The sequence below is a fragment of the Actinosynnema sp. NPDC002837 genome (assembly GCF_040295345.1).
In the GTDB taxonomy this organism is placed as follows: domain Bacteria; phylum Actinomycetota; class Actinomycetes; order Mycobacteriales; family Pseudonocardiaceae; genus Actinosynnema.
The window spans coordinates 1-21,718 of sequence record NZ_JBEOVG010000128.1 but is presented as its reverse complement, the minus strand read 5'-3'; the positions used below and the strand labels follow the sequence as shown (position 1 = coordinate 21,718).

The 21,718-nt window shown below is 71.5% G+C and carries 22 protein-coding genes; 10 read left to right on the top strand and 12 right to left on the bottom strand.

Annotated features, from left to right (window positions below):
• Positions 1-129: 129 nt before the first annotated feature.
• The 3 genes from ABTZ99_RS41900 to ABTZ99_RS41890 all read right to left on the bottom strand — a co-directional run bounded on the left by ABTZ99_RS41900 (position 130) and on the right by ABTZ99_RS41890 (position 2,244).
• Positions 130-738 (bottom strand): DUF4360 domain-containing protein, encoded by a 609-nt coding sequence (locus tag ABTZ99_RS41900; protein ID WP_498779566.1) that lies wholly within the window; start codon positions 736-738, stop codon positions 130-132.
• A gap of 110 nt (positions 739-848) precedes the next feature.
• Positions 849-1,466, bottom strand: a complete 618-nt coding sequence (locus tag ABTZ99_RS41895) for a DUF4360 domain-containing protein (protein WP_498779523.1) — start codon at positions 1,464-1,466, stop codon at positions 849-851.
• 259 nt (positions 1,467-1,725) lie between these two features.
• On the bottom strand, positions 1,726-2,244 hold the full coding sequence (locus ABTZ99_RS41890) for a MarR family winged helix-turn-helix transcriptional regulator (protein ID WP_499618609.1): 519 nt from the start codon (positions 2,242-2,244) through the stop codon (positions 1,726-1,728).
• A 59-nt stretch (positions 2,245-2,303) separates the two neighbouring features.
• On the opposite strand from ABTZ99_RS41890, the gene ABTZ99_RS41885 reads away from it, so the two are divergent.
• Positions 2,304-3,815: a diguanylate cyclase domain-containing protein gene (locus ABTZ99_RS41885; RefSeq protein WP_498779526.1), complete on the top strand. Its 1,512-nt coding sequence runs from the start codon at positions 2,304-2,306 to the stop codon at positions 3,813-3,815.
• 36 nt (positions 3,816-3,851) lie between these two features.
• On the opposite strand, the gene ABTZ99_RS41880 is transcribed toward ABTZ99_RS41885, so the two are convergent.
• Together ABTZ99_RS41880 and ABTZ99_RS41875 are read right to left on the bottom strand one after the other, a co-directional pair.
• Positions 3,852-4,424, bottom strand: coding sequence for a hypothetical protein (locus ABTZ99_RS41880; protein WP_498779528.1), 573 nt, complete (start codon positions 4,422-4,424; stop codon positions 3,852-3,854).
• A 230-nt stretch (positions 4,425-4,654) separates the two neighbouring features.
• Positions 4,655-5,293, bottom strand: coding sequence for a RhiA family protein (locus ABTZ99_RS41875; protein WP_498779529.1), 639 nt, complete (start codon positions 5,291-5,293; stop codon positions 4,655-4,657).
• Between the two features lie 457 nt (positions 5,294-5,750).
• Between ABTZ99_RS41875 and ABTZ99_RS41870 the strand changes: the two genes are divergently transcribed.
• The gene (locus tag ABTZ99_RS41870) at positions 5,751-5,951 is read left to right on the top strand and encodes a hypothetical protein (RefSeq protein ID WP_498779530.1); all 201 of its coding nucleotides are present in this window, start codon (positions 5,751-5,753) and stop codon (positions 5,949-5,951) included.
• A gap of 395 nt (positions 5,952-6,346) precedes the next feature.
• Here the strand turns inward: ABTZ99_RS41870 and ABTZ99_RS41865 are convergent, their stop codons facing one another.
• Positions 6,347-7,318 carry a hypothetical protein gene (locus ABTZ99_RS41865; RefSeq protein ID WP_498779531.1) on the bottom strand — a complete coding sequence of 324 codons (972 nt, stop codon included), beginning with the start codon at positions 7,316-7,318 and terminating at the stop codon, positions 6,347-6,349.
• Positions 7,319-7,443: 125 nt separating this feature from the next.
• On the opposite strand from ABTZ99_RS41865, the gene ABTZ99_RS41860 reads away from it, so the two are divergent.
• Together ABTZ99_RS41860 and ABTZ99_RS41855 are read left to right on the top strand one after the other, a co-directional pair.
• Complete coding sequence (locus ABTZ99_RS41860) at positions 7,444-7,605, top strand: hypothetical protein (protein WP_499618606.1); 162 nt, start codon at positions 7,444-7,446, stop codon at positions 7,603-7,605.
• Between the two features lie 45 nt (positions 7,606-7,650).
• Positions 7,651-8,952 carry a serine/threonine-protein kinase gene (locus ABTZ99_RS41855; protein ID WP_499618604.1) on the top strand — a complete coding sequence of 434 codons (1,302 nt, stop codon included), beginning with the start codon at positions 7,651-7,653 and terminating at the stop codon, positions 8,950-8,952.
• Between the two features lie 218 nt (positions 8,953-9,170).
• On the opposite strand, the gene ppk2 is transcribed toward ABTZ99_RS41855, so the two are convergent.
• Together ppk2 and ABTZ99_RS41845 are read right to left on the bottom strand one after the other, a co-directional pair.
• Entirely contained in the window at positions 9,171-10,145 is a 975-nt protein-coding gene (gene ppk2, locus ABTZ99_RS41850; RefSeq protein WP_499618602.1) for a polyphosphate kinase 2, read from the bottom strand.
• Between the two features lie 81 nt (positions 10,146-10,226).
• Entirely contained in the window at positions 10,227-11,369 is a 1,143-nt protein-coding gene (locus ABTZ99_RS41845) for a trypsin-like serine peptidase (RefSeq protein ID WP_499618599.1), read from the bottom strand.
• Between the two features lie 402 nt (positions 11,370-11,771).
• Here ABTZ99_RS41845 and ABTZ99_RS41840 point away from each other — a divergent pair, with 402 nt between their 5' ends.
• Genes ABTZ99_RS41840 through vanX form a run of 3 tightly spaced genes read left to right on the top strand, consistent with a single transcriptional unit; the run spans position 11,772 to position 14,367 of the window.
• Positions 11,772-12,680: a D-isomer specific 2-hydroxyacid dehydrogenase family protein gene (locus ABTZ99_RS41840; protein WP_499618611.1), complete on the top strand. Its 909-nt coding sequence runs from the start codon at positions 11,772-11,774 to the stop codon at positions 12,678-12,680.
• A complete protein-coding gene (gene vanA / locus ABTZ99_RS41835; RefSeq protein ID WP_499618597.1) occupies positions 12,677-13,708 on the top strand; it encodes a D-alanine--(R)-lactate ligase in 1,032 nt (343 codons plus the stop codon). Before ABTZ99_RS41840 ends, vanA begins: the two co-directional genes overlap by 4 nt.
• On the top strand, positions 13,705-14,367 hold the full coding sequence (gene vanX, locus ABTZ99_RS41830) for a D-Ala-D-Ala dipeptidase VanX (RefSeq protein ID WP_499618595.1): 663 nt from the start codon (positions 13,705-13,707) through the stop codon (positions 14,365-14,367). The genes vanA and vanX overlap by 4 nt, the downstream gene beginning before the upstream one ends.
• Here vanX and ABTZ99_RS41825 read toward each other — a convergent pair.
• Together ABTZ99_RS41825 and ABTZ99_RS41820 are read right to left on the bottom strand one after the other, a co-directional pair.
• Entirely contained in the window at positions 14,306-15,439 is a 1,134-nt protein-coding gene (locus ABTZ99_RS41825) for a sensor histidine kinase (protein WP_499618592.1), read from the bottom strand. The genes vanX and ABTZ99_RS41825 overlap by 62 nt on opposite strands.
• Complete coding sequence (locus ABTZ99_RS41820; RefSeq protein WP_498779542.1) at positions 15,432-16,127, bottom strand: response regulator transcription factor; 696 nt, start codon at positions 16,125-16,127, stop codon at positions 15,432-15,434. The genes ABTZ99_RS41825 and ABTZ99_RS41820 overlap by 8 nt, the downstream gene beginning before the upstream one ends.
• A gap of 87 nt (positions 16,128-16,214) precedes the next feature.
• On the opposite strand from ABTZ99_RS41820, the gene ABTZ99_RS41815 reads away from it, so the two are divergent.
• Positions 16,215-16,724, top strand: coding sequence for a M15 family metallopeptidase (locus ABTZ99_RS41815; protein ID WP_498779543.1), 510 nt, complete (start codon positions 16,215-16,217; stop codon positions 16,722-16,724).
• 27 nt (positions 16,725-16,751) lie between these two features.
• Here the strand turns inward: ABTZ99_RS41815 and ABTZ99_RS41810 are convergent, their stop codons facing one another.
• Positions 16,752-17,342 (bottom strand): hypothetical protein, encoded by a 591-nt coding sequence (locus ABTZ99_RS41810; protein ID WP_499618590.1) that lies wholly within the window; start codon positions 17,340-17,342, stop codon positions 16,752-16,754.
• Positions 17,343-17,579: 237 nt separating this feature from the next.
• Between ABTZ99_RS41810 and ABTZ99_RS41805 the strand changes: the two genes are divergently transcribed.
• On the top strand, positions 17,580-18,608 hold the full coding sequence (locus tag ABTZ99_RS41805) for an ankyrin repeat domain-containing protein (RefSeq protein ID WP_498779545.1): 1,029 nt from the start codon (positions 17,580-17,582) through the stop codon (positions 18,606-18,608).
• A 1-nt stretch (position 18,609) separates the two neighbouring features.
• Here the strand turns inward: ABTZ99_RS41805 and ABTZ99_RS41800 are convergent, their stop codons facing one another.
• Complete coding sequence (locus tag ABTZ99_RS41800; RefSeq protein ID WP_499618588.1) at positions 18,610-19,599, bottom strand: LacI family DNA-binding transcriptional regulator; 990 nt, start codon at positions 19,597-19,599, stop codon at positions 18,610-18,612.
• Between the two features lie 103 nt (positions 19,600-19,702).
• Here ABTZ99_RS41800 and ABTZ99_RS41795 point away from each other — a divergent pair, with 103 nt between their 5' ends.
• Positions 19,703-21,619, top strand: a complete 1,917-nt coding sequence (locus tag ABTZ99_RS41795; protein ID WP_499618587.1) for a discoidin domain-containing protein — start codon at positions 19,703-19,705, stop codon at positions 21,617-21,619.
• Positions 21,620-21,718 lie beyond the last annotated feature (99 nt).

The following is a 21,718-nucleotide window of genomic DNA, read 5'->3' as shown; positions in this document are numbered from 1 at the left end:
GCCGGACAGCGTGGTCCGGCCGCGCGGGAAGTCGAAGCGGCGCGTGCGCCTACCGGTCGAGCCTTTCGCGCACGCGCTCAGGCGGGCCGGTCCGGTGGGTGGGGACCACCACTCACCGGGCCGGTTCGCTCACGGGCAGGTCTTCCAGGCGAAGTGGTAAGTCGTCTCGACGCTGCCGTCCGTGGAGTCCATGGACATGAAGCTGGTGGTCGTCGTCGTGTCGGACGACCCGGCGCTCACCCGCAACTCCGTGTTGATGTTGAACAGCCGTTGCTCGCCGCACGGGTGGTAGACGATCGCGGCGAGTTCGGTGGTGTCGGTGGCCTGCCAGTCGTCGCTGAACGGTCCCGCGTAGCTGTGGCTCCGGTACGCCGTCGGCGACATGCCCTGGAAGTAGTAGTTGGCCCGTTCCAGACCGGTCGCGCCCCGCTCGAGGTGGGCGAAGCCGCGATAGTCGGTTTGCGCGATGCCGTAGGTGAACCCCTGTGGGATGTTCAGCCTCAGGTTGAGCTGGCAGTTCTTCCGGAAATCGGTGGGCAGCGCGCCTACGCCCACCTGCGCCATGAACTGGCTGTAGGTGACGGTGAACGCCTTGTTGTCCGGAGAGACCGCCACGGCCGCGGTACCGGCCGGGCATCCGGATCCGTTGACGGTCACCACGTCGATGGTCATGTGATCCGGCGGCGGGGTGGTGTTCGGCGCCCCGCCGGGAGGAATGATGATCACCGCCGCCGCCATGGTGACGGCCGCCACGAAATTGAACATGCAGCACCTTCCGACTCGTCATTGAGCACGGTATCGGCGGCGAATTGACGCAAGTCCCTTGCCCGGTCACCGGTCGGGCCGTCCTAGCACCGCTTCCACGAGAAGTGGTACGTGGTGCTCACGTTGCTGTCGGTCGAGTCCATCACCATGAAACTGGTGCCGGTCGACGTGCCCGCGGTGACCCGGAGTTCGGTGTTGATGTTGAACATCCGCTGTTCGCCGCACGGCGCGTAGACGATCGCGTCCCATTCCGTGGCGTCCGTCGCCTGCCAGTTGTCGCTGTAGGGCCCGGCGTAGGAATGGCTCTTGCGGGCAGTCGGAGACATGCCCTGGAAGTAGTAGTTGCCCTGCTCCATGCCCACCGCGCCGCGCTGGAGGTGCGCGAACCCGCGGTAGTCGGCCCTGGCGATGCCGTAGGTGAAGCCCTGGGGGTAGTTCAGCTCCAGCGCGAGCTGGCAGTTCTTCCGGAAGTCCGTCGGCTCGGAGTCGGCGCCGGCCTGCGCCAGGAAACTGCTGTAGGTGACGGTGAAGGCGGTGCGGTCGGGCGAGGCGGCGACCGCCGCGGTGCCGGCCGGGCAACCGGATCCGTTCACGGTCCTGACCTGGACCGTGACGTATTCGGGCGCGGTCTCGACCGTTGTTTCACCGGAGGGGGAGAGCGCGGACAGGGTCAATGCAGCCGCGGCCACTAAGGTCAGCATGAACGGCCTTTCTCCTGCGGGTTGACGTGCGGTGTGACGGCGGTTACAGGACCGTAGCGCAACGTCGCCGGAGCACTGCTCCTCCATTAGAGTGGAACCGCTCCCAGATATTGGGACAAATGTTTTCCCGCAGAAATGGCCAAGACTTTTCCAGCCGACCGGGCATACCGACGCCGTGAATTCGACGACGACCGCGGGCGATCCGCACGGCGTTCGTTGAAATCGCGACGAAATTGCGAAAAACCGCGTCTCGACCGGACTACCTCGGACGGGCGGCGGCCACTCGTCGGAGCAATTGCACCATCTGCGCGCGCTCGTCGGGGTCCAGCACGGCGAACCAGCGCGCCTCGCGCGCGTTCTGGTGCGGGAAGACCCGCGCCACCGCCGAGCGGCCCTCCTCGGTGAGCGCGACGAACACCACGCGCCGGTCCTGGCCGTCCCTGGTCCGCTCGACCAGCCCGGCCCGCTCCAGCGTGTTGATCAGGTTGGACATCGCCGACCTGGTCGTGCCGGACAGGTCGGCCAGCCGCGCGGGCTGGGTCGGGCCCAGGATCCACAGCTTGAACATCAACCGGAACCCAGGCATGGTCCAGCCCTGCTCGCGGTGCACCAGCGCCTCGTAGTCGTTGATCATCACGTACGCCAGGTGCAACACGTTGTACGAGAGGCCGAACGCGTCCGCGTCGCCTCCCAACTCGGCGATCCGGTGCCGGGCGAACCGCTCGTACTCCTGCTCCGTCACCACGTCGGCGGCGACGGGAACCTCCTGCTCTGCCACCCGCCGATCCTCCCAGGGCGACCCGGCCGAAGGCACCGGAATGCGGCACACTGGCCGACGTGATCGGGACGAGGCGGTTCGCCATCACGGCCGCGGTCGTGGTGGCGCTGGCCACCGCCGCGTCCGTGGCCGCGAGCTTCGACCTCGTCAAGGGCGAGGGCGCGGTGGTCCTCGACGACCTCGCCCAGCTCGCCACCGGTCTGTTCGCCACCGGTTGCTGCTGGTGGACGGCGCGCCGGGCGACCGGGCCGGACCGCCGCTGGCGGCTGGCGATGGGGTTCGGCATGGCGGGCTGGTCCACCGGCCAGGCGTTGTGGACGTGGTACCAGCTGGTCGAGCGGCGCGCCGTGCCGTCGCCGTCGCCGGCGGACGCCGGGTACCTCAGCATCGTGCCGTTCGCGTTCGTCGCGCTGCTCGTGATCGGCAACTTCCGCCGGTCGGACTCCCCCGACGCGCTGCTGGACCGCCGGTCCCGCAGCGCCCGGCTGGTGCTGCTGCTGGACGGCCTGATCGTGGTCGGGTCGTTGTTCGTGCTGACCTGGACCACGTCGCTCGGCGGGCTGGTCGCGGCCGGGAACCCGGGTTCGGCGGCGTTCCTGGTGGCCATCGCCTACCCGGTGACGGACCTGGTGCTGCTGGTGATCGTGGTGGTGCTGAGCGCGGACCGCAAGGTCGTGCTGCGACCGCAGCTGCGGTTGCTCGGCCTCGGCCTGGTGGCGCTGGCCGCGTCCGACTTCGCGTTCGCCTACCTGGTCAGCATCCAGGCGCCGGAGGTGCCGCCGCTGGCCAACGCCGGGTTCGTGGTGGGACCGGCGCTGATCGCGTTGGCGGCGCTGGCGCCCGTGCCGTCGCCGTCGACCGGCCCGAGCCGCAACCGGCGGCCGTGGCAGTGGGCCTACCTGCTGATGCCGTACGTGCCCTTACTGGTCAGCAGCGTGCTGGTGCTGCGGCGCACGATCATCGGCGACCTCGGGCCGTTGGACGCGGTGGAGATCGGCTGCGGCTTCACGGTGTTCGTCGCGGTGATTTTGCGGCAGCTGGTGACCCTTGTGGACAACACGAAGCTCGTTCTGCTGCTGCGCGAGTCCGAGCGCACCCTGACGCACCAGGCGCACCACGACCCGTTGACCGGGCTGGCCAACCGGGCGCTGTTCGAGCGCAGGCTGGACGAGGCGATGGCCGAGCACCACCGCGACGGCAGGCCGTTCGGGCTGCTGTTCGTGGACCTGGACGACTTCAAGGCGGTCAACGACGTCTCCGGCCACGCGCACGGTGACGCGTTGCTCGAACGGGTGGCGCAGCGGCTGCGGCAGTGCGTCCGCGACACCGACGTGGTGGCCAGGCTCGGCGGTGACGAGTTCGGCGTCCTGGTCGAAGGGCTGGAGGAGCCGGAGAAGGTGGCGTTCCGGATCCTCGACGCGCTCGGCGAGGAGATCAGCGCGTCGGTCGGCGTGGTGATCTGCGCCGACCACGACCCCGAGGCCACCGCCGCGACCGTCCTCAGCCGTGCGGACAAGGCCATGTACGAGGCGAAGCGCGACGGTGGCCGGGGTCTGGTCATCCACTCGTAGGGCCGGCCGCGTCGACCCGGTGGAGCGAGGTCCGCGTCAGCCGACCAGGTCGGGGTCCGACCACCACTGCACGGCGTACTGGCGGCCCGCGGGCTCGACCCGGTAGCCCGCGGCGGGGCGGAAGCCGGGTTCGTTGAAGCAGATGCCCAGCGACAGCACCATCACGTTCTCCGGGCCGAAGGCGTCGTCGACGTCGGGGTTGACGCCGTACAGCTTGGTGACGTCACGGCTGAGCCCGGAGCGGAACGAGGTCCACGGCTGTTTGGGCGACTGGCACTTCAACTCGGTGATGATGACCGGCGCGGTGTCCGCGACGGCGGGGCTGAGCGCGTTGAACACGAGATCGGCGCGGGCCTGGGGGGTCTCGAAAACCGGGACCGCGCCCTCACCGGTCGGGATGAAGTTGGCTTCCGTCAGGACGTCGAGCGGATTGTTGTTGCGGAGCCGCAGTTTCAGCTCGGCCTGCAACCACAGCGCGAACTGGTTGCGGGCCCAGCCTTCCCAGCCGCCCGCGAACACCGAGAGCGCCTCGATTGTCGGCTGGTCCGCTTGGATCCAGCCGACCAGGGCCTTGATGACGTCGACCGGGCCGATGGTGTTGTAAGCCATGGGTGAACTCCTGGGGAGAGGGAGGAGAGGAAGGGGCGCGGAGCGCGCCGGGGAAGTCGCGCTCCGCGCCCGGGACGACGGGCCGGTGTGGTGGGGGCACCCGGGCTGTCGAGCGGGGCGGGTCGTGGGCGCCACCGGACCTCGACCCCGTCGTCCTCCGCGATGCGCCGGAGGGGCGTCCGGGCGCACGGGTCATCGGGGACCGGGGAGAGGTCCGGTCACCGGTGCGGTCAGGCGGCGACCGGCTGCATGCCGGTGCTGATCGACCACGTGTTGTCCGCCTGCAGCACCGCGGTCATGTCGAAGCCCGCGTTGTACTGCAGCTCGACGGAGTTGCTGATCTGCTCGATGTCGAGCACCTCGCCGTGGACGTAGGTGCCCGCGGTGAGCCAGTAACTGGGGTGCGGGGTGAAGACGAGGTTCTCGTTGGGCTGCGCCTGCACCGCGAACACGCCGGAGTTCGACATGCCGATGCCGACCGCCGCGCCGTCCGCCGGCACCGTCGGCAGTTCCCGGACGTAGAGGCTGCCGAGCTCCGGGACGCCGAACGCCTTTCCTGGCACGAACCGGTGCGCGCCGTCGGTGTAGTCGAACAGGATCTGGTTCGCGGTGAGGTCCTGCGGGTTGGCCCGGCGGACCTCCTGCGCGCGGAACCGCGTGCCCGGCTTCAACGAGCCCGTGTAGGACCAGACGAAGCAGTAGTCGAGGGTCCACTCGAAGGTCACGGTGGTGTTCGGCCACGCCGGCGCGGTCAGCCAGGCGAGCGACATGGCGTTGCGCACGCCGAGGTCCACGGGCTGCTGGTACACGCAGAGGTCTTGGAACTGGGTAGATTCATTGCGGACCGTCAGGGAGTACTGGGTTGGCATGGCAGCACAACTCCTTCACGAGGAGACGATTCGGATAAATTCGAACCACGGCGCGGAATAGTCGGCGCAGTGCGATCGGTCGCGGGCCGGTCGATCCCACCGCGTTCCTCCGGGCTCGGAACGGTCGGCCGATCAACGCATTCGGAAACTTTTCGATTCACTTTGCCGGTCCGTCCGACAAAACCAGTACACGCCGGCGAACGCAGGGCGTCAAGCGACCGGCCTTCACCCGATACGTCGACGTCGCATTCACCTGACTTGGCCACCGGAAGCGCCGGGCGCGCCTTTTCGCAACGTGAAAACGCCGGGCGATCCGTAACGAAAGTCGCGCGAATTGAATTGCCAGCAGTGTCGGAAGGAGTTCGCCGCGCGGACCACCGGAAGGCCCCGTCGGTACTGCTCGTCGGCGTGCCGGCAGCGCGCGTTCCGGGCCAGGCGGGTCACCGAGCGGTCGGCCGTGGCGCTGCCCGGGCAGGTGGAGGCGCTCGCGGTCGAGCTCCGGGACAACGCCGAGGTCATCCGCTTCCTGGCGCGCGGCTGGACCCCGGTGGAGCCTGGGACGTCCCTGAGCGACCTGATCGAGGCCACCGCGGACCTCGCGGAGCGGTTACGGGAACTGGGCGGTCGCCTGGCCGACGCGCCGTCCGGGCACGGGTGACGCAACGCGCGACGCAACCCCGTGAGCGGGACCGCCCGCGAGTGACCCCCGAAGGCCTGGCGACGACCGTTGGAGGACGCGGGCGCTACCCGGTCCGGTCCCCGAGCCCGCGGTCGGCCGGTGCTCCCGGGCAGGACGGGCAGGTCGGGCGAGAGGTCCGACCAGGGTCGTCCGCGCCCGGCGGCTGTCGAGCAAGCCCCACCACAGGCCTGTGACCAGCCACTTCAACGCCACCCCAGTTTTCCGCAAGCGCCCGCGGGCATGCTCGGGCTTGCCGGGCGGACGTCAGGGGAGCGTTCGACCGGAGGCGGAGCCGGTCGAGGCACGGCGGCCCCCAGACCGCCTGCCTCCCGGCTCCGTCCCGTTCGCCCACGGGCCGCGCGGCGGTCCGGTCGTCAAGCCGGCAGCCCGGCCCAGACCTCCGCCGCGACGACCCGCACCGCGGCACAGGCGTCCTCGACCGCGGCGCCGGTCGGCAGGGCCACGGTGACGAGCGCGAGTTCGCTCAACCCGTCCCCGAACGGGATGTGGGTCGTCTCCGCGCCGCACAGCACGAGCGAGGACGTGGTCAACCCCGACATCACGGTGGGTCGTCCGGCGATGTCCTCGATCTTGCTGTTCCCGCCGTTCGGTTCGGTCGGCACGCCCACCGAGTACGTGACCCGCACCCTGGGCGGTGTCGTCGTGCCGTCCGCGCTCCACCGGCACTGGTGGCCCGCCGGGTAGGCCCAGGCCCGCGAACCCGCCAGCCCGGGCAGCCGCCCGACCGTCGCGTCCGACAGCCCGCGGCACGCGTGCACCGGCCCGAGGGACTTCGCCGCGAACCGCCGGTGCTCCACGTCGCCCGCGAGCACGCGGTCCGCGACGGCGCGCACCACGACGTCGGCGACCTCGCACAGCCGGGTCGCGGCCACGTCCTCGTCCGAGTGGTTCTCGACGGTCACGTTCAGCGCCACCAGGTCCGCGAACACCAGGCCGCGCTGGCACTGCACGTCGCCGCCCCGGATCTCCACGATCCGCAGTTCCTTGTACGGCACCAAGGGCCCGTCGAACACGGCCTCGTGCAGCACCCGGTCGAGGCCGCCCGCCAGCACGTCGAGCACCGCGCCGCCCGTGGACACCTTGAGCAGGCAGTGGTCGAAGGACTCGACCGGCGCCACCGAAGCCTCGCCGAACGCGGCCAGGTCCGCCGGCTCCACCTGCCCGCACGGGTCGACCGACGCCAGGTCGCCGAGCAGCACCTCGGCGGTGCGCGGGGGAGGTTCGGGGAACGTCGGGTCCGGCACCGGCACGGCGGTCCCGGTCACGGTGGCGCCGCACCCGACGAGCAGTGCCGATAACAGGACGACGCCAAGCGCTCTCGCCATGGCGGAAGGGTAGGCGACGATCGTCCTCGCACGACACGGTTTCACCCGAGCGCCCTGCGGTTCGAGCCACCCGCGATCGGCCGACCGGAGGCCGCGGCTCGGACGTTCGCCGGCACCGGATCCCGTTGGGCGACACCGGTTTCGAGCACCGCAGCGACATCCCCGGCCACGCCGGTCACGAGGTCGGCCTCGACGCGGACCTCCGGACGATCCGCGCCGCCGCGCCCGGCCGCGTGAAGCCCGCGGCGCCGACCCGAGGCACGCTCACCTGTTTGCCGCCGGCGTGATCAGGGCATTCGGAACTGTCCCGCTCACGCGACCGGAGGTACGAGGTGTCACCCTCGGCAGGCGAGAACGTGCTGGCCGACCGCTACCGGCTGATCGAGCCGATCGGGATCGGCGGCATGGCCGAAGTGCACCGGGCCTGGGACACCGTGCTGCGGCGGCACGTCGCGGTGAAGCTGGTGCAGCCCGGTTTCGACCCGGAGGCCGCCCGGCGGTTCGACAACGAGGTCCACCTCCTGGCCGGGCTCACGCACCCCGCGCTGGTGTCGGTCTACGACGCCGACACCACGGCGCCGACGCCGTTCGTCGTGCTGCGGTTGGTCGAGGGCCGGACCCTGCACGACCGCCTGCTCCTCGGGCCGCTGCCGCTGGACGAGGTGCGCCGGCTGGGCGCCCGGCTGGCCGACGCGTTGGCGCACGTGCACGCGCACGGCCTCGTGCACCGCGACGTGAAGCCGGCGAACATCCTGCTCGACCACGAGGACGACGCCTACCTGGCGGACTTCGGCCTGGCCCACTTGACCGGCGCCACCCGGCTGACCCGGACCGACCAGCTCGTCGGCACCGCCGCGTACCTCGCGCCCGAGCAGGTGCTCGGCCAGGAGATCGACCACCCGGCCGACGTCTACGCCCTGGGGCTGGTGCTCCTGGAGTGCCTGACGGGTCGGCGCGAGTACGAGGGCGGTGAGGTGGAGGCCGCGGTCGCCCGGCTGCACCGACCTCCGGTGATCCCCGAAGACCTGCCCGCCGACGTCCGCGACCTGGTGGCGCGGATGACCACCGCCGCACCGGACGACCGGCCCACCGCGCACGACTGCGCGCGGGTCCTGGCGGGCGCGGTCGTCCTACCGCCCGACGTCGGGGCCGAGGCGGACACCGAAGAACTCCCGCGCGCGGTGACGCGCCCCTCGTGGCGGGTGCTCGTCGCCTCGGCGGGCGCGCTGGTCGGCGCGTTCATGATCACGATGGCCGCGCTCCCGGGCGACCGACCGGCGGACGACCCGCCGCCCGGGCCCACGACGCGGCAGGCGGCGCCCGCGACGGCGGGCTCGTCGGACGTGCCGCGGGACCAGGCCGAGCCCCGGTTCATCGTCACACCGCAGGCCACGGGCGCCGCGCCGTCGACCACTCCCCCGCCGACGACGGCCCCGGCCGCCAACCCGCCGGCCGGGAACCCGGCGCAACCCGCGGCCGGGCCGACCGACGACACCGCGGAGCCCGTCGTCACCACCACCGCCCCGCCGACCTCGGCCCCGCCGACCACCACGTCCCCGAGCCCGGACCCCGAACCGGAACCGTCGGTCCAGCCGACCGAGACGGGAGCTGACGGCGTGCCCGGCGAGGAATGAGCAGTGGTCGCGACTCTGGGTCATCGCTTGCGTGCGGACCGTGTCGACTCCTGAGAACTCGCCGGGTCCGGCCGAGCGGCCGGCGCGGCGCTGGGCGTTGCCGACCACCTGAGCCAGGGGCCGAGTCGGTCGGCGCCGACCCGCGCCGGACCCTGCGGCTGCCGGCCACGCGCGGCGTCTTCGCCGAGGGCGTCCCGGTGACGTGAGGACGTCCCGGCTCAGGGGTGCACGCCCGGCCCGTGGTCGCCCTCTTCGGCGTGCGCGAGAGGGGTCGGGCTGAGCGTGGTCTCGTCCTCACCCTCCTCCAGCAGCGTGGCCGCCGGGCCGACCACCCGCGGGTCCGGCTCACCGACCACCTCGGGGTCCTTGTCGGTGTAGTCGACGCGCGCCAGCACGCTGCGCATGGCCTCAAGCCGGGCCCGCTTCTTGTCGTTGCTCTTCACCACGGTCCACGGCGCGGCGTGGGTGTCGGTGGCCCGGAACATGGCCACCTTCGCCGCGGTGTAGGCGTCCCACCGGTCGAGCGACCTGATGTCGTTCGGGCTGAGCTTCCACTGCCGGACCGGGTCGACCTGCCGGATCAAGAACCGCGTCCGCTGCTCCGCCCGTGACACCGAGAACCACAGCTTGACCAGCGCGATCCCGTCGTCCACCAGCATCCGCTCGAACGTCGGCGCCTGCCGCATGAAGCGCTCGTACTGCTCGTCGGTGCAGTAGCCCATCACCCGCTCGACGCCGGCGCGGTTGTACCAGGACCGGTCGAACAGCACGATCTCCCCCGCGGTCGGCAGGTGGGCGACGTACCGCTGGAAGTACCACTCGCCCTGCTCGCGCTCCGTCGGCTTGCTCAACGCCACCACCCGCGCCCCGCGCGGGTTGAGGTGCTCGGTGAACCGCTTGATGGTGCCGCCCTTGCCCGCCGCGTCACGTCCCTCGAACACGACGACCATCCGCGCGCCCGTGTCCTTGATCCAGTACTGCAGCTTGAGCAGCTCGATCTGGAGCAGGCGCTTGGACAGCTCGTACTCCTCGCGCGTCAGCCGCGTCGGGTACGGGTAGTTCTCCCGCCAGGTGTCGATCTCCGTGCCGTCGGGGTGCCGCAGCACGGGGTCGTCGCCGTCCTCGTAGTCCACCACGAGGTCGTCCACGCGCAGGCCGGGGAAGAGGTCGCCGAGGTCGAGCACGCTGTCCACCGGTTCGGCGTACCCGGCGGCGGTTCGCCGAAACCTGCCGGTCACGCGGGTCGCGCCGCAGGAGCGCGACCCGCGTGGGCGTTACAGCAGCGTGGCGATCTGAGCGGCGACCAGGTCGATCCGGACGCCCTGGTTCGGGCAGCCGCCGTAGTGGTGCAGGCCGATCACCTTGTGCGTGCTCCGGGACAGCACCGGGGAGCCCGACGAGCCGCCCTCGGTGTCGCACCGGTAGGCGATGTCGGACTGCGACGAGCTGCCGTTCACCCGGACGGCGGACACGGCGCAGTAGCCGCCGCCGTTCTGGTCGTCACGCAGGGAGAGCTTCTTGAGCTTGCCCGCCGGGTGGCCGACGATGTACATCTCCTCGCCGACCGCCGGCACCCGCGCGTCCAGCTCCAGGTAGCCGAACGAGGCCAGCGACGCGAAGTTCGTGACGCTGAACAGCGTGTAGTCCAACGCCGCGCTGGTCTTGAGCACCGACGACACCAGCACCTTCGTGACGGTCGCGCTGGCCGTGCCGCCGCAGGTCGGGCACTGGTAGTTGAACCACACCTCGATCCCGGTGCCGCTGGTGAAGCAGTGGTTGTTGGTCAGCATCCGGTTGTTCGCGCCGACCCGCCAAGCCGTGCACAGCGAGCCGCCGTTGCGCAGGAGCTTCGCCACCGCCTTGGTCCGGCCGAACTCGGTGGGGTTGCTCGTCTGGTAGCAGACGGCGTCGCGGTAGTCGTTCGTGCCGCAGATGCTCTTGGGCGCCAGGTCCGCCGCCGCGGCCAGCTCGGCGTCGGTGTACCCGCGGGTGATCTTGTCGAGCCGCACCCGGCTGGCCGGGTGCGCCGGTCCGCCGTCCCGGCCGCGCAGGCTGATCACGGCCCGGTCGCCGGTGACCGACATGGCCCAGAAGCCGGTGCCGTCCACGGTGGCGGTGCCCGACGCCGCGACGTCGGCGGTGTAGCGGTAGGACTCGGCGCCCGCCGGGTCGGACACCGTGAGCACGTCGCCCGCGACCAGGCGCAGGCCGGTGAAGTGGGTCTTGAGGTACCACGAGCCGGGTCGTTCGAGGGTCGTGGTCTGGTTCCGGCCGCCGAGGACGGTCGAGACGACCTCGTCCTCGCCGACCTTCTGGGTCTGTTCGACGAGGTCAGGCGCCGGCGCCGCGGTCGCGATCCCGCTTGTCAGCGGGATCGCGAGGAGGGCGGCAGCGAGGAGTTGCAGGGTTCTCCGCACTGGTTCACCTCACATCTGGAGCAGGGATGGGTGACACCTCGATGCTGCTCCTCGGAACGTGGGGTGTCAGCCCTCCGAAGGTCGGGTAAAGCAGGCTGTCCACTTAGGACAGTGCGAAGCAATCGGGAGTCGGCCGATCCATCGCGGGGGCGGATGTTGACCGTCCTCTGTGGACTCTACGAGCCGCGCCTACCGACGGGTAACATATCGTCGGCATATCGAGAACCGCATACGCGCCGGCAACGCCGCGCCGTCTTGACTGACGGCATGACCGACAGCGAACCGGCACGGACGGCGGCCCGTCACACCCGATCGCCGGTGTCCTGGTCCTCGTCGGCCGGTCCGACGACGGGGATCACGGTGTACGGCTGCGAGCCGGACGAGGCCGCCCTGTTCCGGGAGATGGCGCCCCGCTTCGGCGTCGTGCCGACCATCACCCCCGACCCGGTCTCCACCGCCACCGTCGCGCTGGCCTCCGGGAACCGCTGCGTCAGCGTCGGGCACAAGACCCGGATCACGAATCCCACGCTGCTCGCGCTCAGCCGGGCCGGCGTGGAGTACGTCTCCACCAGGAGCATCGGGTACGACCACCTCGACGTCGACTACGCCGAACGCGTCGGCATCACCGTCGGGAACGTCGCTTACTCGCCCGACAGCGTCGCCGACTACACGGTGATGCTGATGCTGATGGTGCTGCGGAACGCGAAGTCCCTCATCAGGCGTGCCGACGCCCACGACTACCGGTTGCCCGACGTGCGCGGGAAGGAACTGCGCGACCTGACCGTCGGGGTGGTCGGCACCGGCCGCATCGGCGCCGCCGTCATCGATCGGCTGTGGGGCTTCGGCTGCCAGAAGCTGGCCCACGACATCCGGCCCCGGACCTCCGCCGAGTACGTGCCCCTCGACGAACTGCTCCAGCAGAGCGACATCGTCACGCTCCACACCCCGCTCACCGCCGACACGCACCACCTGTTGGACCGCCGGCGCATCGGGCAGATGAAGCACGGCGCGTTCGTCGTCAACACCGGGCGAGGTGGGCTCATCGACACCGAGGCCCTCGTGCCGGCGTTGGCCAGCGGCCGGTTGGGCGGCGCCGCGCTGGACGTCCTCGAAGGAGAGGAAGGGATCTTCTACGCCGACTGCCGCGACCGGCCCCTCGCCGGCACCCCGCTGTCGCGGCTGCAACAACTCCCGAACGTGCTGATCAGCCCGCACACCGCCTACTACACCGACCACGCCTTGAGCGACACGGTGGCGAACTCCCTCGCCGGCTGTCGCGACTTCGACCGCAGAAAGCAGCACTGGATATGAAGATCGGAATCCTGTTCGGCGGCCGCTCCGAGGAGCACGACGTCTCCGTCAAGTCCGCGCGGGAGGTGGCGAAGCACCTCGACCCCGGGAAGTACGAGCCGTACTACGTCGGGATCACGAAGAGCGGCTCCTGGCAGCTCTGCGACGGGCCCGACGCGGACTGGGAGGACGGCGAGTGCCGCCCGGTCGTGCTGTCACCGGACAGCGGCGTGCGCGGGTTGCTCGTGCTGGACGACGGGCAGTACAAGACGATCGGCCTGGACGTGGTGCTGCCCGTCCTGCACGGCAGGCTCGGCGAGGACGGCGCGGTGCAGGGCCTGCTGGAGCTCTCCGGCATCCCCTACGCCGGATGCGACGTCCAGAGCTCGGCCCTGTGCATGGACAAGTCCCTGACCTACCTCGTCGCGCGCGGCGCGGGGATCGCGACGCCGGACTTCCGGACCGTCCCGGCGGGCGGGCACGTCGACCCGGACCGGCTGACCTATCCCGTCTTCGTGAAGCCCGCCCGTTCGGGATCGTCGTTCGGGGTCGTCAAGGTGACCCGGGGAGAAGATCTGGTGAGCGCGGTGGAGACCGCGAGGCGGTACGACTCGAAGGTGCTGATCGAAGAGGCGGTCGTCGGCAGCGAGGTCGGCTGCGCCATCCTCGGCGACGACGGCGAGCTGATCGCCGGCGAGCCGGACCGGATCGCGCTGTCGCACGGCTTCTTCCGGATCCATCAGGAGAGCGACCCGGAAAGCGGATCCGAGAACTCGACCACGATCGTCCCGGCCGACATCCCGGCCGAGTCGCGCTCGCTCGTCCAGGAGACCGCCAAGGCCGTCTACCGCGCGCTCGGCTGCCGAGGGCTGTCACGCGTGGACATGTTCTTGAAGGAGGACGGCACCGTGGTCCTCAACGAGGTCAACACCCTGCCCGGCCTGACCTCCTACAGCCGGTACCCGAGGATGATGGCGGCCGCCGGGTTGTCGCTCGGCGACGTGATCGACCGGGTCGTGTCGTCCGCACTGGCCGGGAAAGCCCGATGAACGACGACTTCGTCTTCCTGGACGAGTTCGCGCCCGGCATCCGCTGGGACGCCAAGTACGCCACCTGGGACAACTTCACCGGCAAACCGGTGGACGGCTACCTGGCGAACCGGATCGTCGGCACGAGGGCGTTGTGCGCGGCCCTGGAACGCGCGCAGGAGAAGGCCGCGACCCTCGGCTTCGGCCTGCTCGTCTGGGACGGCTACCGCCCGCAACGCGCGGTGGACTGCTTCCTGCGCTGGTCACGGCAGCCCGAGGACGGCCGGACGAAGCCGCGGCACTACCCCCGGCTCGATCGCGCCGAGATGGTCGAGAAGGGGTACGTGGCCGCCAGGTCGGGCCACAGCCGGGGCGGCACGGTCGACCTGACGCTCTACGACTCGGCCACCGGCGAACTGGCGCCCATGGGCGGCGACCACGACTTCATGGACCCGGTCTCGCACCACGGCGCACCGGGGATCACGCAGGTCGAGGCGACGAACCGCCGGCACCTCCGTTCGATCATGGAGGACTGCGGTTTCCGCGCCTACGACTACGAGTGGTGGCACTACACCCTCGTCGACGAGCCGTACCCGGACAGCTACTTCGACTTCCCCATCACCGGCTCGACGCCGCTCGACTGCCGGTGCGGGGCGGCGCGACGGGTAGCCGCACGCTGATGCGGAGGCCACCGCCGGCCCGCGGGGTCAGGGTGAGGACGCCGTCGTGGGCCTGGGCGATGCTCTCGACGATCGCGAGGCCGAGCCCGACACCGGCGTGGTCGCTGCGCGCGCGTCGGGTGCCGCGCTGGAACGGTTCGGTGAGGGTCCTGATCAGCTGCGGCGTGAGCTGCTCACCGGTGTTCTCGACCGTGAGCAACGCCTTCTTGGCCTCGACGGCGGTCGTGACCCACACGGTGCCCTGGTCGGGCAGGTTGTGGACGATCGCGTTGTGCACCAGGTTCGTCGTCAGCTGCAGCAGCAGCGCGTGCGAGCCGGTGGTGGGGGTCAGGTCGCCGGAGGTCTCGATGGTGAGGCCGCGCCGCTCCGCGAGCGGGAGGAGCGTTTCGGCGGCCTCCTCCGCGATGAGCGACAGGTCGACGTGCTCCCGGTTGAAGGTCCGCTGGTTGGCGCGGCTGAGCAGGAGCAGCGCCTCGGTGAGGTCGATGGCCCGGCTGTTGACGAAGCGCAGGCGTTCGACGAGTTCGCCGGCGTCGCGGTCCGGGTCGTCGCGGGCGACGTCGAGGAGCGTCTGGGTGATCGCCAGCGGGGTGCGCAGCTCGTGGGACGCGTTGGCGGCGAACCGCCGCTGTTCGCCGTCGTGCGCTTCGAGCCGCGCGAGCATGGTGTCGAAGGCGTCGGCGAGTTCGCGGAACTCGTCCTGGCGGCCTTCCAGCGCGATCCGGTGGGAGAGCGATCCCGCCGCGGCCAGGCGGGTGGCGTGGGTGATGCGGGTCAGGGGCGCGAGCATGCTGCCGGCCAGCAGCCACCCGCCCAGGAGGCCGAACACCAGCAGGACCGCCATCGCCAGGCCCGCCTTCGGGACGAAGGCCTCCTCCAGAGCGGCGCGGTCGGGCACCACCGGGCCCGGCCGCCAACTCCCCGGAGGCTCGGGGTGGACGATGACCTCGGGCACGTACCGCAGCAGGAACACCCACACGACCGCGAGCAGCGAGCCACCCGCGAGCATGAGGAACCCGGCGTAGCTGAGGGTGAGCTTGAGGCGGACGCTCAACCCCGGCTGCCTATCCACGGTCGCGTCCCCCGCGCCCGGCGCCGGACGCCGGGTCGATGCGGTAGCCGACGCCGGGCACGGTGGCGATGACCCACGGTTCGCCGAGGCGCTTGCGCAGTGCCGAGACCGTGATGCGCACGGCGTTGGTGAAGGGGTCGGCGTTCTCGTCCCACGCCCGTTCCAGCAGCGCCTCGGCGCTGACGACACCGCCCTCGGCGGCCACGAGCACTTCGAGCACGGCGAACTGCTTCCTGGTCAGCGCGACGTACCGGCCGTCCCGGTAGACCTCGCGGCGGAACGGGTCCAGCCGCAGCCCCGCGATCTCGCGCACGGGCGGCCTGCTGTGCGCGCGCCGGCGGTCGAGCGCCCGGAGCCTGAGCACGAGCTCCTTGAGCTCGAACGGCTTGGTGAGGTAGTCGTCCGCGCCGAGCTCGAACCCGGAGGCCTTGTCGTCGAGCCGGTCGGCGGCGGTGAGCATCAGGATCGGCATGCCGCTGCCGGACGCGACGATGCTCTCGGCGACCTCGTCACCGGAGGGCCCGGGGATGTCGCGGTCGAGCACGGCGATGTCGTAGGAGTTGACGCCCAACAGCTCCAGCGCGGTGTCGCCGTCACCGGCGATGTCGGCGGCGATCGCTTCCAGGCGCAGCCCGTCGCGGATCGCCTCGGCCAGGTAGGGCTCGTCCTCGACGACCAAGACACGCATGCTTGCGATGCTACGGTCGGGTGCATATCGCGGGCATATCGAAAAGCTCGAACGCGCCCGCAACACCGCGTCGCCTTGATTGGGGGCATGCGCCACCTCGAATCAGCACGCACCGCGACCCGATTGCCCGCGTCACCCGCCGACCTGCGCGCCCACGGCGCCGTCCCCGACCCCGTGCCGGTCTTCGACCAGGACGTTCCGGCCGTGGCCAACCTCGATCCCGACCTGCTCGCCGCGCTGCGCCGCGCCGCGACCGACGCCGCGGCCGACGGGATCGAGTTCTCGGTGAATGGCGGTTGGCGTTCCCCGGAATACCAGGAGCGGCTATTCGACGAGGCGGTCGCGAAGCACGGCTCGGAAATGGCGGCCGCCCGCTGGGTGGCCACTCCCGAGACGTCCGCCCACGTGTCGGGGAACGCGGTCGACATCGGCCCGGCCGCGGCCAGGGCGTGGCTCGCCGAGCACGGCGCCCGGTACGGGCTGTGCCGGATCTACCGCAACGAACCGTGGCACTTCGAACTGCGCCCCGAAGCTGTCGTCCACGGCTGCCCTCCGCTGTACGCCGACCCGTCGCACGATCCCCGGATGCGGCGGTGACCGATCCGAGCCCGCGCGGGACGGCCGTCAGTGGCGCAGCCGGCCCGTGATGCCGCGGTCGTCGGTCGCCACGCCCTCGATCCTGGTCGGGTCGACGCTCCACCGGTGGGCCAGCGCCATGACGTCGTGCTCGCCCGGGATCCTCTTCCACCAGGTGTCGTCGTCCGGCGACTCGGGCCGGGTGCCGATGCCGAGCGCGGTCTCGTCCACCGTCACCTCGCCCTCGAACAGCGGCACGCCGCCGCCGTCGAAGTGGTAGGCCCGGCGCACCTCCCCGCCCGAGGCCAGCACCCAGGCGCACGTGCCCGTGGCGCGGTGGGTCTGGAAGAACTGCACGTGCCCGAGCCGCTCGCTCAACCCGGCGATCCAGTCCAGGAAGCCCGGGCTGGACGCGTCGGGCAGGCCGCGGCCCGGCACCAGCACCCAGGGACCGATCGGCGGAGCGACGAACACCGCGCCGTCGTAGGCGAGGTCGACGCCGTGCGCCCACGTCACCCGCTTGCGCCGGATCAGACCGAGCACGTCGGCCGCGGTCGCCGCGTCCGGCGCGGTGACGGCGAGCCACCAGCACTGGTAGCCGAACGGGACTGCCCGGTCCACGCCCATGCCGAAAGCCACGCCCAATCCTCGCATCCCGCACGCCCCCGCCGCTCCCGTTTACGGCGGCCTCGACGTGTCGGGCCCGTCGCGTTCCCCGGCGGCACGACGTGGCCGGCCGGTATGCTCGGCCCGGCGTCGGAGGGCGCCGCCGGGTCCGCGGGCAGGACTGAGTCCACCTCCACCACCGAAGCGAGTCGCCTCTCGTGACGATCTCTTTCGACCCGGACGCGGACCACGGGTGACGAAGGAGACGTCATGCCCGACCTCCCCGCGCGGCCGAACCTCGACCAGTTGCGGCACCAGGCCCGGGACCTGCTGCGCGACGCCCGACGGGGTGGCGTCGACGCGCTCGCCCGGATCGGGGCGGTGTCCGACCGGGTCGTCCTCGCCTCGGCGCAGCTCGCGATCGCCCGGGAGCACGGGTTCCCGAGCTGGGCCAGGCTCAAGCTGGAGGTCGAGCGCCGCGAGGTGCTCAACCGGCGCGACGCGTCGCGGCTGGCGGACCTGCTGGCCCGGCACCCCGAAACGGCCACCACGAGGATGGAAGGCTGGTCCGACCACCGCAAGGGCGCCGACGTGCTCGGCTACCTGGCCATGCTGCGGCTCGACCACCGCCGCCTCGGCCTGCCGCGCGACCTGCCCGGCTCGGACGTGGCGGCCAGGGCGCTGATCGAGGCGGGCGCGCCGGTCGACGGTCATCCCGGCGACCAGGAGACGCCCCTGATCACCGCCGCCAGCTGTGGTGACGTCGACGTCGCGAGGGTGCTGATCGAGGCGGGCGCGGACCTCGACGCGGTGGCCGCGCCGGACTCCGGCGGCGTGCCCGGCGGCACGGCGGTCGAGCACGCGGCGGTGTTCGGGATGACCGACGTCCTCGACCTCCTGGTCGCCGCCGGCGCCCGGGTCGACGGCCCGGAGATGGCCGCCGCGGCGGGAGACCTGACCGCGTGGCCGCCGGAACGGCTGAGCCCGCAATGCCGATTGCGGTCCCTGGTGTTCGCCGCCGACCACCAACGGCTGGACGTGATCGACCGGCTCGTCGCCGCCGGCACCCCCGTCGACGAGGCCGACGCCGTCTGGCAGCGGATGCCGCTGCACGTCGCGGCGGCCAACGGCAAGCCCGCCGGTGTCCGGCGGATGCTCGACCACGGCGCGGACCCGGCGCTGCGCGACCCCAAGCACCTCCGCACACCGCTGGAGTGGTGCCGGCTCTCGGACGGCGACAGCCCGGGGCACGCCGAGGTCGCCGCCCTGCTCGTGGAACAAATGAAACAAAGGCTGTAACTCAGGCGGGCACAGGGCCGGTGGAGTCACGCACGACCAGCGTCGTGGACAGCTCCAGGTGCAGGGCTTCGGGCCGGTGCCCGTCGAGCACGCGCATGAGCTGCGTGGCCGCGATGCGGCCCATCTCCTGCAACGGCTGGCGGACCGTGGTCAGCGCGGGACGGGTCGCGCGGCTGAGGTCGATGTCGTCGAACCCCGCGACCGAGAGGTCCTCGGGCACCCGGAGCCCGCGGTCGTGCGCGGCCTGGAGCGCGCCGACCGCGAGCTTGTCGTTGAAGCAGACGATCGCGGTCGGCCGGCGCGGCTCGTCCAGCAGGTCGGCCGCGGCGCGCAGCCCCTCGGCCGCGGTGGGCTCCACGTGGTGGACGCGGTGCCGGGCGGGCAGCACGCCCGCCTGGGCCAGCGCGGCGTGGTGGCCCGCCGTGCGCGCGTCGCCCGCCAGCCAGTCCAGGGGTCCGGCGATGACGCCGATGTCGCGGTGGCCCAGGTCGACCAGGTGCGCGGTGAGCGCGCGGGCGCCGGCGAGGTGGGCCGCGGACACCGAGGCGATGTCCGGCGGCGGCGCGGTGCGCGGGTCGACCACGACGAACGGGAAGCCGCGCCGCGCCAGCGCGACGAGCCGGTCGCCGTCCTCCGGCGGCAGGATCAGGATCGCGGCGTCCACGTCCGCGTCGTCGGGCAGCGTGGTCAGCACGTCGTCCTGCTGGGAGGACACGCCCGCGTCGAGGACCATCCGGACGCCGTGCAGCCGCAGCGTCTCGGCGATCGAGGAGACGATCAGGCCGAAGTAGTCGGTCAGCACGTAGGGGCACCGGACGTGCACCGTCCGGGGGCTCCCGGGCGCGTCCGCGCGGCTGCGCGCCATCGCCCGGAGCACGAGTTCGCGCGTGCGCGGCGCCACGTTGACGTGGTCGTTGAGCACCCGGGAGACGGTGGCGATCGAGACGCCCGCCTCCGCGGCGATGTCGCGCACCCGCGCACGCCTGGTCACCTCGGCATCTTAACGGCGACTTGCACCTTGACTTGTCCGGCACGTCAAGTGTTCCATCACGAAACACATTTTCCGAGCTTGTTACATTGCTCGAAGGAGAGCGATGAAGAGATCCCGGACGATCGCCCTGACCGCCGCCGCGGCGCTCTCGGTCGGCCTGACCGGCGCCGTGCAGGCGGCCGACCGCGACCCGACCTCGGCCCGGGTGTGGGTCACGACGGTGGATCGGAGCGAGCTGCTCGCCGAACGCCCGTCCGTGGCGTTCCGGACCGGCACGTCGCCGCACCAGACCATCGTGGTCGACCCCGACGTGACCTACCAGGAGGTCGACGGCTTCGGCGCGTCGATCACCGACTCCTCGGCCGACGTGCTGCACCGGCTCACGCCGGCGGCGCGCGAGGAGACGATGCGCAAGCTGTTCGACCCGGTGCGCGGCATCGGCGTGAGCTTCCTGCGCCAGCCGATCGGCTCGTCGGACTTCACCGCCGAGGCCGAGCACTACACCTACGACGACGTCCCGCCCGGCCGGACCGACTTCGAGCTGCGCCACTTCAGCATCGCCCACGACCAGGCCGAGATCCTGCCGCTGCTGCGCCGGGCGAAGCAGCTCAACCCCGCGTTGAAGGTCATGGGCACGCCCTGGAGCCCGCCGGCGTGGATGAAGACCACGGACTCGCTGGTCGGCGGTCGGTTGAAGGACGACCCCGCCATCTACGACGCCTACGCGCGCTACCTGGTGAAGTTCGTGCAGGCGTACGCCGCCTCCGGTGTGCCGGTGGACTTCCTGTCGTTGCAGAACGAGCCGCAGAACCGGACGCCCGACGCCTACCCGGGCACGGACATGCCGGTGGCGCAGCAGATCAAGGTGATCGAGGCGCTGGGACCGCTGCTGCGCAAGGCGAGCCCGCGCACGAAGATCCTCGCCTACGACCACAACTGGAGCACCCACCCGAACGACGTCGCCGCCACGCCGCCGGGCGAGGACCCGGAAACCGACTACCCGCACCGGATCCTGGCGAGCCCGGCCGCGCGGTGGGTCGCGGGCACCGCGTACCACTGCTACTCGGGCGACCCGGCGGCGCAGACCGCGTTGCACGACGCGTTCCCGGACAAGGGCATCTGGTTCACCGAGTGCTCCGGCTCGCACGGCCCGGGTGACCCGCCCGCGCAGGTCTTCCGCGACACGCTCAAGTGGCACGCGCGCAACGTCGTCATCGGCACCACCCGCAACCGGGCGAAGTCGGCGGTGAACTGGAACATCGCGCTGGACAGCGCGGGCGGGCCGCACAACGGCGGCTGCGGCACGTGCACCGGCCTGGTCACGGTCCACCCGGACGGGACCGTGTCCACCGACGCCGAGTACTACACGATCGGCCACTTGGCGAAGTTCGTGAAGCCGGGCGCGAAGCGCGTCGCCAGCACGTCGTTCGGCACGACGGGCTGGAACGGCCAGATCATGGACGTCGCGTTCCGCAACCCGGACGGCTCCACGGCGTTGGTCGTGCACAACCAGAACGACGAACCGCGCACGTTCGCGGTCGAGTTCGGCGAGCGGATGTTCGAGCACACCCTGCCCGGCGGCGCGCTGGCCACGTTCACCTGGCCGCGTGCCAAGGGTTTCGACCACGGGCTCGACCCGGTCTCCCTGGCCGGCGCCACCGCCACCACCGCGCCGCACGGGCAGGACCCGGCCGCGGCGGTGGACGGCGACGCGTCGACCCGGTGGAGCAGCGGCCAGGCGCAGGAGCCGGGCCAGTACCTCCAGGTCGACCTCGGCCGCGAGGCGAAGTTCCGGCGGGTGGCCATCGACAGCGGTGGCAACCTCGGCGACTACGCCCGCGGCTGGAAACTGTCGGTCAGCGACGACGGCGTCGGTTGGCGGACCCTGGCGTCCGGCGCGGGCGTCGGCCAGTTGACCGCGGTCGACGTGCCGCGCACGCGGGCCCGGTACCTGCGCGTCAGCACCACCGCGTCGGCCGGCAACTGGTGGAGCGTCGCCGACCTCCGCCTGTACCGCTGAGGCCCGCCCGGTCGGGGTCACGCGATCGCGGACCCCCACCGGGCCGCTGGGGTTAGCGTCCGGGTGATAAAACAGGGGGGTTGCGCGAAGACAGGTACG